Annotated in this window: 14 protein-coding genes; 13 read left to right on the top strand and 1 reads right to left on the bottom strand. The window is 32.7% G+C overall.

The window, feature by feature from the left end; translation table 11 throughout:
- Window positions 1-299: 299 nt before the first annotated feature.
- The 4 genes from OZP15_RS01875 (at window position 300) to OZP15_RS01890 (ending at window position 4,419) form a co-directional block, all read left to right on the top strand.
- Complete coding sequence (locus OZP15_RS01875; RefSeq protein WP_281336851.1) at window positions 300-1,709, top strand: phospholipase D-like domain-containing protein; 1,410 nt, start codon at window positions 300-302, stop codon at window positions 1,707-1,709.
- Window positions 1,710-1,712: 3 nt separating this feature from the next.
- On the top strand, window positions 1,713-3,023 hold the full coding sequence (locus tag OZP15_RS01880) for a hypothetical protein (protein ID WP_281336852.1): 1,311 nt from the start codon (window positions 1,713-1,715) through the stop codon (window positions 3,021-3,023).
- Between the two features lie 63 nt (window positions 3,024-3,086).
- Complete coding sequence (locus tag OZP15_RS01885) at window positions 3,087-3,734, top strand: AbiV family abortive infection protein (protein ID WP_281336853.1); 648 nt, start codon at window positions 3,087-3,089, stop codon at window positions 3,732-3,734.
- Window positions 3,721-4,419 carry a hypothetical protein gene (locus OZP15_RS01890; protein WP_269226827.1) on the top strand — a complete coding sequence of 233 codons (699 nt, stop codon included), beginning with the start codon at window positions 3,721-3,723 and terminating at the stop codon, window positions 4,417-4,419. Before OZP15_RS01885 ends, OZP15_RS01890 begins: the two co-directional genes overlap by 14 nt.
- Before the next feature lie 119 nt (window positions 4,420-4,538).
- Here the strand turns inward: OZP15_RS01890 and OZP15_RS01895 are convergent, their stop codons facing one another.
- Entirely contained in the window at window positions 4,539-5,885 is a 1,347-nt protein-coding gene (locus OZP15_RS01895; RefSeq protein WP_281336854.1) for a serine hydrolase domain-containing protein, read from the bottom strand.
- A 340-nt stretch (window positions 5,886-6,225) separates the two neighbouring features.
- On the opposite strand from OZP15_RS01895, the gene OZP15_RS01900 reads away from it, so the two are divergent.
- From OZP15_RS01900 to mfd, 9 genes are all read left to right on the top strand, one after another.
- The gene (locus OZP15_RS01900) at window positions 6,226-7,440 is read left to right on the top strand and encodes an aminotransferase class V-fold PLP-dependent enzyme (RefSeq protein ID WP_281336855.1); all 1,215 of its coding nucleotides are present in this window, start codon (window positions 6,226-6,228) and stop codon (window positions 7,438-7,440) included.
- An 11-nt stretch (window positions 7,441-7,451) separates the two neighbouring features.
- Entirely contained in the window at window positions 7,452-7,886 is a 435-nt protein-coding gene (locus OZP15_RS01905) for a hypothetical protein (protein WP_269226828.1), read from the top strand.
- Entirely contained in the window at window positions 7,886-8,305 is a 420-nt protein-coding gene (locus OZP15_RS01910) for a SufE family protein (protein WP_269226829.1), read from the top strand. Before OZP15_RS01905 ends, OZP15_RS01910 begins: the two co-directional genes overlap by 1 nt.
- 193 nt (window positions 8,306-8,498) lie before the next feature.
- A complete protein-coding gene (locus OZP15_RS01915; protein WP_269226830.1) occupies window positions 8,499-8,801 on the top strand; it encodes a GxxExxY protein in 303 nt (100 codons plus the stop codon).
- Window positions 8,802-8,856: 55 nt separating this feature from the next.
- Entirely contained in the window at window positions 8,857-9,180 is a 324-nt protein-coding gene (locus tag OZP15_RS01920; protein ID WP_281336856.1) for a DUF59 domain-containing protein, read from the top strand.
- Window positions 9,181-9,248: 68 nt separating this feature from the next.
- Complete coding sequence (locus OZP15_RS01925) at window positions 9,249-9,758, top strand: DUF2480 family protein (RefSeq protein WP_269226831.1); 510 nt, start codon at window positions 9,249-9,251, stop codon at window positions 9,756-9,758.
- Window positions 9,759-9,831: 73 nt separating this feature from the next.
- Entirely contained in the window at window positions 9,832-10,767 is a 936-nt protein-coding gene (locus OZP15_RS01930; RefSeq protein WP_269227851.1) for a DUF3078 domain-containing protein, read from the top strand.
- 102 nt (window positions 10,768-10,869) lie between these two features.
- Window positions 10,870-11,475, top strand: coding sequence for a hypothetical protein (locus OZP15_RS01935; protein WP_281336857.1), 606 nt, complete (start codon window positions 10,870-10,872; stop codon window positions 11,473-11,475).
- Window positions 11,468-14,833 carry a transcription-repair coupling factor gene (gene mfd, locus OZP15_RS01940; RefSeq protein ID WP_281336858.1) on the top strand — a complete coding sequence of 1,122 codons (3,366 nt, stop codon included), beginning with the start codon at window positions 11,468-11,470 and terminating at the stop codon, window positions 14,831-14,833. The genes OZP15_RS01935 and mfd overlap by 8 nt, the downstream gene beginning before the upstream one ends.
- Window positions 14,834-14,841 lie beyond the last annotated feature (8 nt).

Consider the following 14,841-nt stretch of genomic DNA (forward strand, 5'->3'; position numbering starts at 1 on the left):
ATAAGGAATTATTTATTGTCATCCTGAGCGCAGTCGAAGGATTAGGAGCTGTTTCCCGCTATTCGTTACAAATATATTCACTGAACTCCGCTAAAAATAAATGTTTGGTGAAGTAATCTTCTTGTTTTTAAAGAAAAAACAAGAAGGATTTCCACTGCTATCGGGGCTAGGGGATTTTGCATTATAAGAATATTTTATCCAAATGAGGAAAACCGTAAAGGAATGAATTTCCTTTTCTGTAAATTTGAAGAAAGAATTTAAAGCTAAATAGAAGCTTTTCAATAAACATAAGAGATTTAATGAAATCACAAGCCTACTTCGAAAAAATCCATAAACAAATTGAAATTAGATTAAAAGAATCCCATACAAGTATTAGAATTGCGGTTGCGTGGTTTACAGACACTAAATTATTCAATGTTCTTTGCGAAAAAGCTAAAGAAGGAATTCAAGTTGAACTGCTTATGGCGAATCACGAAATAAACCTTGATAGTAATATAAATTATCGGGAGCTAATAAATAATGGAGGACAACTATTTTGGATTGGAAAAGACACTGCCTATGCTCCATTAATGCACAACAAATTTTGTATAATTGACAATACTGTTTTAATTTTTGGTTCATATAATTGGACACAAAAAGCAAAGACAAATCACGAAAGCATTACCGTAATTGAAGAGGATTACAATCTCATTTTGGATTTTAATCAGGAATTTGATAAGATAAAAGACAAGTATTACAATCCAAATGCTGAGATAGATTGGATAAAAGTTGTAATCCGTTTAGAAACATTATTAAATGTTATTAAACTTGAAGATTTAGAGGATATTAATTATCAGGTTGAAAAAACAAAAAGTCTAATTCCAAAAAACCATTCTGATAAAAAGCTTGATTCATTAACCATTATTTTGAATCATTGTACAAAAAAAGAATTCAGTCAAGCAGTTAAATTAATTCAAACTTTTACAAGTGATTATAAAAAAATCAGTTTGTACAGTGACCCCGAAATTCCTGCTTTACAATTAGAAATTAGAAGCCTTGAATATCAAATCTCTAGTTTATCTGATGAAAAAACAGATATAGAAAAAAACATTAGAAGTTTTGAATTAAAATACAATGAAGAATTAGGAGAGATTATTACAAAAATTCTTCTTTACAAAAAGATTTTAGCCGAGAAAATTGCCAATAAATCAAAGGAAGACAAACAAAAACAGCATGAATATGAAGAAGCAAAATTTGATTACGAAGATTTCTCAAAATCATATAATGATAAATTAAACGAGCCAAAACCTTTAATTTTAGATGAAGAAAAACTAAAAGAATTAAAGAAAAATTATCGTAAAGCAACAAAACTTTGCCATCCAGACAAAGTAACAGACGATCAAAAAGAATTAGCGACAGAAATATTTACCGATTTAAAAAACGCTTACGATAATAATAACCTTGAAAAAGTAAATCAAATTTTAAATGATTTAGAAAAAGGAATTTTTAGCTCACAGGGTGAAACAATAAACGAAAAAGATAAACTTAAAATAATTCTAGAAAATTTAATACGCAAACGTAATGAATTAGAAGAGATGTTATTATCAATTAAGAATACTGATACTTTCACCAAAATAAGTAATATTAAGAATTTGAATAATTATTTTCAGGATGCAAAAGAAGAGTTCACTAAAATCCTTGAAGAATTAAAAAAAGAAACAACAGTCTAGAATATGGAAGAAAATAAGAACTCTTTAATTTCTGTAAATAACTCTTTACACAAAATTGAGAAACAAATTGCTATTGGAGATAAATTACTTGGGAAAAGTATATTTAGCAATAATCGGTTAAAAATCAAAATTTTATTGTTGAAATATTCAAAAATAGATAATTTTTCGATAAAATTATTATCGCATTTTTATTTATTTAATTTAATAACAATTGAAAAAAATTTAAATAATTTAGATTGGATATATTTATCAAGCAATAAAAATATTATTTGGAATGACGAAATGATTGAAAAATTTTGTAATCATTTAAATTGGGGAAGAAATTATGTCCATTATGATTATAGTGATAGAAATGAAAAAGGTTTTATTATGGATTATTCATTAAGAACAAACTCATTTTCATCAAATTCAAAAGTTATATGGACTTTACAGAGTGTTGAAAAATATAAGGATAAAATTCATTGGGATGCTTTTGCAGGAAATGCAAGAATTCCTTGGACAGACAATATTAGAGATAAGTATAAATTAGTCAGCCTTTATTTAAGTGGTAATCCTTTTTTACCTTGGTCAGAAACTTTTTTAAAAAAAGAAAAGTTGTGGGCAATTTACACTTCACGAAATTCATCAATTCCTTGGACTGTTGAATTAATTAAAAATATAGATAAAGTTGAGTTTAGAGGTATATTAGAAAACGAAGGTATTAAATGGTCAGAAAATATTTTTTGGCAAATTTTAAAAATTTGTCAAGAAAGAGGAAAGAATGATCTCAATAAAAAAAATTTAGAATTAGAATGGCGAAGTATATCGATAAACAAGAGTTTTACTTGGACTGAAAAATTTATAGAGGACAATGAAATGAAACTATCGTGGGGATCGCATTGGTCTGAAACACAAGGAGGATTAAGTAGAAACGAAGGATTACCTTGGACTAAAGCATTTATTGAAAAATATTATGATCGATGGAATTGGATTTTTTTAAGTAAAAACTCAAAACTACCTTGGTCAGAAGATTTTATTATAAATTATATTGAAAATTGGGATTGGGATAAATTAAGTGAAAATACTGGATTACCTTGGAGTATTGAATTTATAGAATTATATATCGAAAAATGGAATTGGAAAAAATTAAGCAAAAACCCCAATTTACCTTGGTCAGTTGAGTTTTTTGAAAAATATTCAAATAAATGGGATTTTAATATTTTGCTTTTCAATAGTGCATTTTTTGAAATATTTAAACCTTATTTAAACGATGATTTAGTTAATGAAATATTTTTAGAAATTAAAACCAAAAAAAACACAAGACTTATAAAATGAAATTTTAGTCGAAGTACATATTTTACAACCTAATAAAATATATAAGATTTAATTATTGTTTAATTGACAAATTTAAAAATGCATAAAAAAATATTAGAAGCAATTTTCCTTACATACGAGCATAGCAAACAGTTATTTGAAGATGCAGAATTCTTATACAAGCATCAAAAACCTGAACGAGCATATACATTTTATCATTTTTCGTTTGAGGAAAGTGGAAGATTATTTATTTTAGCACGGACACTTTTTAATTACTTAAAAGGAGAAATTCCTCTAAATAAATTAAATATAAAACTATTAAATGAAAATGGTTATCGAGATCATATTATTAAACTTAAAGAAGCCAGTTTGAAATTAGTTTCATTTTCATATTATGATAGTATTTTACAAAACAACAAAGAGAATGAAGACAATTTATTGAATTTCTATGACAACCTGAAAGAAAAAATACCTAAACTAAATAATAATAAAAATAAAAGTATCTATTTATGTTTTGAAAATAATAATTTTAAAAAACCATCTGATAACATTACAGAAGATGATATATTTTACATAAGAGCAATTGCAGAAATGCAGTTAATTAATATTGAGAAAAATCTATTTATTTTCCTAAAAAAAGACACTAATTTAATTGAAATGAAAAATGAAATTAAAGAGAAAAAAATAAATAAACAAAATTTGGCAAAATTAAATAATAATGGCAAGAATTGATCATTGTAGTAATTTAATACATTTTACAAAAGGAAAAAACAATCCTTTAGACTATGAAGAAGCTTACCAATCATTCAAAAGAATAATAAAATCTAAAACATTAAATAGTGGTAATGGAATGATTCTAGGAAAACATAAATGTATTTGTTTTACAGAAATCCCTGCCAAATGTTTAACTATTAACGGAACACTAGATAAAAAATATTTTTCAAGATATACACCATTTGGGTTTCAATTTACAAAAAATGACATTTATAATTACGATGGAAGACCGGTAATATATTCGCATAGAAATGAATATGATTTAGAGAAAAACAATCCAAACTTAAATTGGAGATTTGTATCATATAATCCAAATGAAAAAGGAAGGTTAGATTTTACTTGGGAAAGAGAATGGAGAATTAAAAATGACTATGTCAAATTAGATAATGAAAAAGTAAAATTAGTTTTTCCTAATATGGGTTGGATAAATCGATTCATAAATGAACACGAAAAAGAATATCATAATTTAAGTTTAGATGATGATTGTGAAAAATGCTATTGTAAAAGAGATGCAACAATCTTAAAAATAAAGGACATATTAGAAGATGAAAGTTGTGAAATTTCAACAGGAACTTGTATAAATTCTGATGAATTTCCTTGGATATTAATTGATATGAATGAGAAAGAAATCGCCAAATCCTGAAAACTTCCTAGTTTCATAAGAAAGAAGATTTAATTGAACAATTTAAAAATGGAAACTATCCATCAACAAATGTTCATATAGAATGCAATGTTTAAAATATCGATTTGCTTACAACAACTCTATTCCTTCAAACTCCCCAAAATCCCTTTCAAAAACCCATTAAAATCAAACTGATTATCATCTGTTAATCCCATTCGGACAATGACCATATCTTGGGAAGGAAGTATAAATATTTTTTGCCCTTGGTAGCCGCTGCAATAAAACATATTTTTGGGTGCGCTTGGATATTTTCCGGCCACATTGAGCCAAAATTGACCTCCATATTTTCCGTTGGAAGTAGGAGTTGGCGTGGTTACAAATTGCATCCATTTTTCATCAAAAAGTGGTGTGCCATTCCAATTTCCTTTGTGCAAATACAGTAATCCAAATTTTGCCCAATCTCTTGTAGTTGCCCAACCGTAAGACGAACCCGCATAATTCCCTGCCATATCAGTTTCAACTATCATCGAGTTCATTCCAATTTTGTCAATCAGGGCAGCATACCAAAAATCTAAATATTCCTGATGCGTTTTGAATTGTTTTCGTAAAATTCCCGACAATAAATTTGTCGTTCCCGAAGAATAATTCCAGTGTGTATTGGGTTTGAATTGTGCAGGTTTTACCAATTGCGATTGACTCATATCTTCTGTTGCAAAAAGCATTAAAGTGGCATCACAAATCTTGGTATAATCCTCTTCCCATTCCAGACCAGAGTTCATATTAAGCAAATTGGCGAGCGTAATTTTTGCTCGTTCGTCCTTTGCCCATTCCGTTACAGGAGCGGGTTTGTTGATGTCTAATTTTCCTTGTTTTTGCAAAATACCAAATAACGTGGCAGTCACACTTTTGGTCATAGACCAGCCCAAAATTTTTGAATCTTTATTAAAGCCAGTATCGTATTTTTCGGCAATGATTTTGTCTTTGTAAATGACCAAAACGGCACGTGTTCTATTTTTTTTAACTCCTTTTTTGTCAAAAACATTGGCTACAGCTTTTTCTAATTTGGCATAATCAATGTTAGAAAATAGTGTGTCTTTCGGTTCATTATTTCCATAAGGAAAAGGTAAATTATTGATGAGTTTTGTTCTTTTTGGAACTTTGTATGGTTTTGTAATATCAAAATCATCGTTGATTAGAGTCACTCCCAAACCTTCTCGGTAAATGGCTTTGCGTTCTTTTAGTCCATAAACCGTTGAGGTGGCAAATTTTCCGTTTTCGTCAATTTTGTTGGTTGCCCAATTAATTTTTGGAATATCGTTGTCGCCTTGTTCAATCATTTCTTGTGAACGGGAATCAATAAAATGTCCTGAAGCCATACTTTTAGCCGAAAATCCTGAAATTAGATCCAGTTTTGGATAAGTAATGTAGCCAAAATAAATCAGAAAAAGTAAAAGAGCTAAACCAAGAAACTGGAATATTTTTTTCATGACGAACAACATTTGAGATTTGAATAATGCAATTTAATAAAAAATCAGCCACCGATTACATAGCTGTAAAGTATTCAATTCTAGTTTTTTACCACAAATTACACAAATTAGCACAAATTCTATCAATTTAAAAAAATGAATCTCACCAATTAGTGAAATTTTTCAAAACAAAACAATTTGTGTTAATTCGTGTAATTTGTGGTTGATTTTTTTTTAAATTTTTCTGAACATATTAAATCCTAGTATCCGCGTTATTCGTAGACAAAAAACTATAACAATTATTTAGTAATAAACCCTCGAAGTTTTATTACTTTTGTACGTAGAATTTTTCTAAATAATTATGCTAGACATTCAAAAAATAAGAGCCGATTTTCCAATACTTTCTAGAACCGTAAACGGAAAACCATTGGTCTATTTCGATAACGGAGCTACCTCGCAAAAACCACAAATTGTGATTGATGCGATTTCAAAATACTATCAGGAAATTAATGCCAATATTCATCGTGGCGTACATACTTTGAGTCAATTGGCAACTGATGCTTACGAAATTTCGCGTGGGAAAATCCAAAATCACATCAATGCCAAATTCGCTCACGAAGTAATTTTTACTTCGGGAACGACCCACGGAATTAATTTGGTTACCAACGGATTTGCTTCGATAGTAAAACCAGGTGATGAAGTTTTGGTTTCCGCATTGGAACATCACAGTAATATTGTGCCTTGGCAAATGTTGTGCGAGAAAACAGGAGCTACTTTGAAAGTAATTCCAATGAATGAAAACGGCGAATTGATTATGGACGAATACGATAAATTGCTTTCGGATAAAACCAAAATCGTAACCGTAAATCACATCTCGAATGCGTTGGGAACTGTGAATCCTGTTAAATACATGATTGACAAAGCACACGAATTTGGCGCAGCGATTTTGATTGATGGAGCACAGGCTGTTCCGCATTTGAAACCTGATGTTCAGGCTTTGGATTGTGATTTTTATGTTTTTTCAGGACATAAAATGTGTGGTCCAACTGGCGTTGGGATTTTATACGGAAAAGAAGCTTGGTTGAACAAATTACCGCCCTATCAAGGAGGTGGCGAAATGATTAAGGAAGTCAGTTTCGAAAAAACCACTTATGCCGATTTGCCACACAAATTTGAAGCGGGAACGCCTGATATTGCTGGTGGAATTGTTTTGGGAACAGCTGTAGATTATTTGAACTCCGTTGGTTTTGACAACATTCAACAACAGGAATTGGAATTATTGGAATATGCTACCAAACGATTATTAGAAATCGAAGGTCTAAAAATTTATGGCACTGCAAAGGAAAAAACTTCGGTAGTTTCGTTTAATATTGAAGGCATTCATCCGTATGATATTGGAACGATAGTGGACAAGTTAGGAATTGCGGTAAGAACAGGTCACCATTGCGCCCAACCAATTATGACTTTTTTCGATATTCCAGGAACGATTCGTGCTTCGTTTTCTTTTTACAATACCAAAGAAGAAATAGATCTTATGATTGAAGCTTTGAAAAAAGCACAAATGATGTTGTCCTAAAAAGTAAAAAAATGAAACTATACGCCCTGATTGTATTGAGTATTTTTCTTGGAAAAAGTTGTGGAAGCCAAACCAAAAATGATCTGAAAACGGCTGTTTTGGAATACACCGCCAATACCAGAGGTTTCTATCAAAAAATTACGATTCAAGATCAGACAGTTTCAGTTTCGAAAGATAGAAGTGGTAATGACAAACCAGTTCCGACAAAAATTTCGGATGCTGATTGGAAAGAATTAATTTCGGATTTTGAAACCATCAATTTGGATAGTTTGGTAACTTTGAAAGCGCCTACCGAAAAACGTTTTCACGATGGTGCTGCCATTGCGAATTTAGAAGTTAGATATAAAGATAAAGAATATAAAACCACCTCTTTTGATCATGGTTATCCACCGGAAGCAATCAAAAAATTGGTAGTAAAAATAAATTCATTTGCAAAAAAAGAATAATGAGTATTAAAAAATTACAAGACGAAATAATTGACGAATTCGCCATGTTTGACGACTGGATGCAACGTTATGAATACATTATTGATTTGGGTAAAAACCTACCATTAATCAAAGAAGAATTCAAGACGGAGGACAATATTATCAAGGGATGTCAATCGAAAGTGTGGCTGAAAGGAGAACAAAATGATGACAAAATTGTCTTTACAGCCGATAGTGATGCGATTCTGACCAAAGGAATTATAGCAATTCTAATTCGGGTTTTTTCCAACCAAAAAGCTACGGACATTCTGAATGCTGATATGGATTTCATTGATGAAATTGGTTTAAAAGAACATTTGTCGCCAACCCGCGCCAATGGATTGGTTTCGATGATCAAAAATATAAAAATGTACGCATTGGCATTCGATGCAAAAAAATAATTTTTTTTAAACCATATAAGACATATAAGCACATATAAGAAAGTTTAATACTATCTTTATGGCACTACATTTAATATATGTTTTATGGTAACAAAAAAGAACTAAAAAATTTAGTTTACAGAGTTAATGGAGCGGCAATCGAAGTTCATAAACATTTAGGCCCAGGACTTTTGAAAGCATATATCACAAGTGCATGATAAAAGAACTGTCTTTAAGAGGAATCTGTTTTGTGTCTGAATTAACCATACCTATTGAATACAAAGGTTTAGAATTAGAATCTGATTTAAGATGTGATTTATTTATTGAAAATTGTTTAGTTTTAGAACTTAAAGCTGTTGATAAAATACTACCAATACATAAAGCACAGCTAATTTCTTACATGAATCTTCTAGAAGCACCAATGGGCTTATTAATTAACTTTAATGTAGGTAATATTTTTCATGAAGGTCAACAAACATATCTTGGTGATTTTTATAAAAGATTAGACGAAGAATAATAAAAAACTTAAATGAACTTATATGACTTATATGGTTCAAAAATAAAAAAAAACTATGGAAACATTTATAGACACAGACCAAATAGGATCTGACATTGTAGCGAAATTAAAAACCATCTACGATCCAGAAATTCCTGTTGATATTTACGAATTAGGATTGATTTATGACGTAATGGTAAGTACCGATTTCGAAGTGAAAATCCTGATGACATTAACTTCTCCGAACTGTCCTGTGGCAGAAAGTTTGCCAAGAGAAGTAGAAGAAAAAATAAAATCTATTGAGCACGTAAAAGGTGCCGAAGTAGAAATCACTTTCGATCCGCCTTGGAGCAAAGATTTGATGAGCGAAGAAGCCAAGTTAGAATTAGGAATGCTTTAAAAAAGTAATCAGTGTTCAGTAGTCAGTGCACAACTGAACACCGAACACTGATTACTGAACACTAAATTATGGAAGAAATAGAAAATAAAGTTGCCAATAGCATTTTGGAAGTTTTCGATTTAGAAGACTATTATCCAAAGGGAGTTCGTGCGCAAATTGATATTTCGCAATGGCTTCTGGAAGGTTTTTTATTGAAAGAAAAAGACTTTAGAGAGCATCTTAAAAATCAAGACTGGTCGCAATATCAAGATCAGTATGTGGCAATTCATTGCAGTACCGATGCTATTGTTCCGGCTTGGGCTTCTATTTTGGTGGCGATTCAATTGGCACCTTTTGCCAAAAAAATTGTCAATGGCACTATCGAAGATTTGGATGCTGCTTTGTATGAAGAAATTCTTTCCAAATTGGATTATTCGGTTTACGAAAACAAGCCAGTTATTATAAAAGGCTGTTCGAAAAAACCAGTGCCAATGCGAGCCTATATTTTGGCAGCGCATCATTTGCAGGCTTATGCACGGAGTATTATGTATGGCGAGGCTTGTTCCGCAGTTCCTTTGTATAAAGCACCCAAAAAATAAGTTGTTTTAAGTTGTTGAAATTTTAACATTTTATTCTTTTCATTACATTTGTAGTATAACTAATACTCTTATGATGAAAAAAGTAATCTTATTAGCGTTTCTGCTATCTGTTTCAGCAAAAATTAAAGCGCAATCTACCGAAAAGGAACTATTAAAACATACTGAAAATTCTGTTAAGGTAATCGCAGATACCTCTGGAAATGGATGGACGAAAAAAGGACTTATCACTTTTTTGTTCAACCAAGCCAATTTTAACAACTGGGTTGCCGGTGGCGAAAGCAGTCTTTCGGGCAATTTAGGAATCAATTATGATTTCAATTACAAGCAAGACAACATGACTTGGGACAATCGCGTTTTGGCTTCTTATGGTCTGCTTCAAACCCAAAATGCTGATTTCGAAAAGAAAACAGACGACCGTTTTGAATTCAATTCGGTTTACGGAAAAAGAGCTTCTGGAAATTGGTATTACTCCTTTATTTTAAATTTTAGAACTCAATTTACAGACGGCTATATTTACAGCAAAGATGCTGGTGGAGCCGAAATAAGACAAGAAAATACAGGAATATTCTCTCCTGCTTATCTTACTTTTGGACCTGGTATTTATTGGAAAAAAAGTGATAATCTAAAAGTAAATTTTGCGCCATTAACCTCTAAAATGACTTTTGTTAATAACGATTATACTTCATTGCCAGGTTATGTTGACGGATCCTATTTTGGTGTAGATGCCAACAAAAGTTTGCGTTATGAACTCGGTTTTTATGCTTCTGGATATTACAAATTCAAATTGATGGATAACGTAACAGCCGAAAATATTTTGAGTTTATATTCTAATTATTTAGAAAAACCAGGGAATATTGATTTGGATTATCAAATTAATATTGTGATGAAAATCAATAAAACACTTTCGGCTAATCTTACGTTCCAAACCATATATGATGACAATGCTTTTGCAGGTTTTCAAACCAGACAAGTATTTGGTGTAGGCGTTAATTATAACTTTGTACACTAAATAGATTCATCGTTAAAGTTCTACTAAAAACTATGTACTTCCGTGCATAGTTTTTTTATTGTCTATGCTTTATTTGTAACTTTACGCCCTAATAAATTCGAAATGAACTTTAAATTTGCTTTTCTTTTTTCTCTTTTTTTTATTTTGAATTCGTGTAAAGACGAAAACGAAATACGTATTGTCGAAACCAAGAAAGATGTTCAAAGAAAAGCAGTCATTTTTGCTAACATCAATAAAGCATGGATTTTTAATGCCAATCCAATTAATGCAACAGCAAAAGCCAGTACCAACACTTGGGCCGAATGGCGACACTTTTTAGGCGAATTAGAACACAAACCCCAGAAAACAATAGGTGCTTTTCAGAAAAAATCAGCCGAACTTTCCAAGAAAGTAATGCTCTTAAATAACACAATTCCTCTAGAATTTGACAAACCTCAAATGAAAGCGAGAATTGCTATGTTGATTACCAAAGTTAGAATGCTTGATTTATACATTCACTTAAGTGACATTCCGTACAAGAAAGTAGTGGTTTTAATTCCTGAAATCAATAAAGAATTAGTGTCTATGCAAGATCAAATGGACAAAATTGTTCAAAAAAGTAAAATTCCGCTCGAAGAAGGAGAGTCTGATTTAATCAAAATGCTTGATTCTACAAGAGCCATTCCAAATTCACCACAATTTAATCCAAATACACCTCGCGTTGAGTAAAGCAAGCTTATATACGATTTACGATAATTCGCCAAAAATCAAGCAAATATCCGATAGTTTGCAACAAGCCGAACAAAAAATCCAGTTGAATGGATTGATAGGTTCGTCGCTTTCGTTTGTGGTACAATCGCTTTTCAAAAAGACGGAAAAACCATTTTTACTTATTCTAAACGACAAGGAAGAAGCGGCTTATTATTTGAATGATCTTGAGCAAATGATAGGCGAAGAAGACGTGCTTTTTTATCCTGGATCGTATCGTCGTCCGTACCAAATTGAAGATACCGACAATGCCAATGTTTTGCTTCGTGCCGAAGTGTTGAACCGCATCAATTCCCGCAAAAAACCGGCGGTTATTGTCACTTATCCTGAAGCGCTTTTCGAGAAAGTGGTAACTCGAAAAGAATTGGACAAAAACACCTTGAAAGTGGCTGTTGGCGACCAGATTTCGATTGATTTTATCAACGAAGTCTTGTTCGAATATGAATTCAAAAGAGTGGATTTCATTACCGAACCGGGCGAATTTTCGGTTCGTGGAGGAATTGTCGATGTGTTTTCTTTTTCGAATGACAATCCGTACCGAATTGAGTTTTTTGGCAACGAAGTAGACAGCATTCGAAGCTTTGACGTGGAAACCCAATTGTCCATCGAAAAGCAAAAGAAAATCACGATTATTCCCAATGTAGAAAACAAATTCTTTCAGGAAAACCGTGAAAGTTTCTTGGAATACATCAACAATCAAACGGTTATTTTCATTCAAGATGCCGAAGGTTTATTCACAAAACTAGACCGTCTTTTTGCCAAAGCCACAGAGATTTTTGAAAATCTGAATGCCACAGTAAATCACGTTTCACCAAATCAATTATTCCTGAATCAGGCAGAATTCATCAAGAAAAGTCTCGATTTTTCGGTTGTGGAATTGAGTTCCAAAGCGATTTATAAAACTAAAAAAGCATTTGATTTTCACATCAAGCCCCAACCGTCGTTCAACAAACAATTCGATTTGTTGCTGAATAATTTGAATGACAATCATTTCAACGGGTACAAAAATTACTTGTTTTGTTCGAATGATGCCCAAGCCAAACGTTTTCACGATATTTTTGAAACCTTGGACGAAGAAAATTCAGAGAATATCAGAAAGCAATACAACACGATTGTTTTGCCTATTTACCAAGGTTTTATCGATGAAGAAAACCAATTAGCTTGTTATACCGATCACCAAATTTTTGAGCGTTATCATAAATTCAACATCAAAAATTCGGTTTCCAAAAAGCAAAATATTACTTTAAAAGAGTTGACAACTTTGACAGTTGGTGATTATGTAACGCACATCGATCACGGAATTGGGAAATTTGGAGGTTTGCAAAAAATTCAGGTCGAGGGCAAAACTCAGGAAGCGATTAAATTGGTTTATGCCGACAATGATATTGTGTATGTGAGCATTCATTCGCTGTACAAAATTTCGAAATACAACGGAAAAGATGGAACACCACCCAAAATTTATAAAGTTGGGTCGAATGCCTGGAAGATTCTGAAGCAGAAAACCAAGGCACGTGTCAAAAATATTGCGTTCAATTTGATTCAGTTGTACGCCAAAAGGAAATTGGAAAAAGGATTCCGTTTTGCGCCCGACAGTTATTTGCAAAACGAATTGGAAAGTTCCTTCATTTACGAAGATACACCCGACCAAACCAAATCAACTGCTGAAGTCAAAGCCGATATGGAAAGCGACCGTCCGATGGATCGATTGGTTTGTGGAGATGTAGGTTTTGGAAAAACAGAGGTTGCCATTCGTGCCGCTTTCAAAGCGGTAGACAATTCCAAACAAGTGGCGGTTCTGGTTCCAACCACGATTTTGGCGTACCAGCATTACCGTACTTTTTCGGAACGATTGAAAGATATGCCCGTTTCTATTGGTTATCTGAACCGTTTTAGAACAGCCAAACAAAAAGCCGAAACCCTCAAACAATTAGCCGAAGGGAAACTCGATATTGTTATTGGAACGCATCAATTGGTCAACAAAAATGTGGTTTTCAAAGACCTCGGATTGTTGATTGTAGATGAGGAACAGAAATTCGGCGTCAACGTAAAAGATAAACTCAAAACCATTGCTGCCAATGTCGATACGCTGACCTTAACAGCAACGCCAATTCCGAGAACTTTGCAGTTTTCGTTGATGGCGGCACGCGATTTATCTGTAATTACAACACCTCCGCCCAATCGTTATCCTATCGAAACGAATGTGGTTGGTTTTAGTGAAGAGATGATTCGGGATGCGATTTCGTATGAAATTCAGCGTAACGGACAGGTTTTCTTTATCAATAACCGAATCGAAAACATCAAGGAAGTAGCCGGAATGATTCAGCGATTGGTTCCTGATGCTAGAGTTGGAATTGGTCACGGTCAAATGGACGGAGCCAAATTAGAGGAATTGATGTTGGCTTTTATGAACGGTGAATTCGATGTTTTGGTTGCTACAACGATTATCGAAAGCGGATTGGACGTTCCGAATGCAAATACGATTTTCATCAATAATGCCAATAATTTTGGATTGTCTGATTTGCATCAAATGCGAGGTAGAGTAGGGCGCAGCAACAAGAAAGCGTTTTGTTATTTTATTTGTCCACCATATTCCGCAATGACAGATGATGCCCGAAAACGAATTCAGGCTTTGGAACAATTCTCGGAACTGGGAAGCGGTTTCAATATTGCGATGAAGGATTTGGAAATTCGTGGTGCAGGAGATTTATTAGGAGGCGAACAAAGTGGTTTCATCAATGAAATTGGTTTTGATACCTATCAAAAAATTATGAACGAAGCTATCGATGAATTGAAGGAAAATGAATTTAAGGATTTATATGAAAACGAAGATAGCGGAGTCGAAAAGGAATATGTAAAAGACTTGCAAATCGACACCGATTTTGAGTTGTTGTTTTCGGACGAATACATCAATAATGTGACGGAGCGATTGAGTTTGTACAACGAATTGGGCAACGTGACCAACGAAGAAGAATTGGTTGTTTTCCAAAATAAATTGATTGACCGTTTTGGTCCAATGCCGCCACGTGCATTGGCTTTAATGAACAGCATTCGCATCAAATGGGTTGCCACCAAAGTAGGAATCGAAAAACTGGTAATGAAAAAAGGCAAGATGATTGGCTATTTTGTGTCCGACCAACAATCCGATTATTATACTTCAAACCGTTTTCAAAAAGTGATTGAGTTTGTTCAAAAAAACAGTTCTATCTGTGTAATGAAAGAAAAACAAACGCCTGCCGGATTACGTCTTTTATTGACTTTTGATAATGTAAAATCTACTCGAATAGCTTTGGAGTTGATGGAGCTGTTGGGAGGGGAGTAAAACGCTTA

Source organism: Flavobacterium eburneipallidum (assembly GCF_027111355.2).
Classification (GTDB): Bacteria; Bacteroidota; Bacteroidia; order Flavobacteriales; family Flavobacteriaceae; genus Flavobacterium; species Flavobacterium eburneipallidum.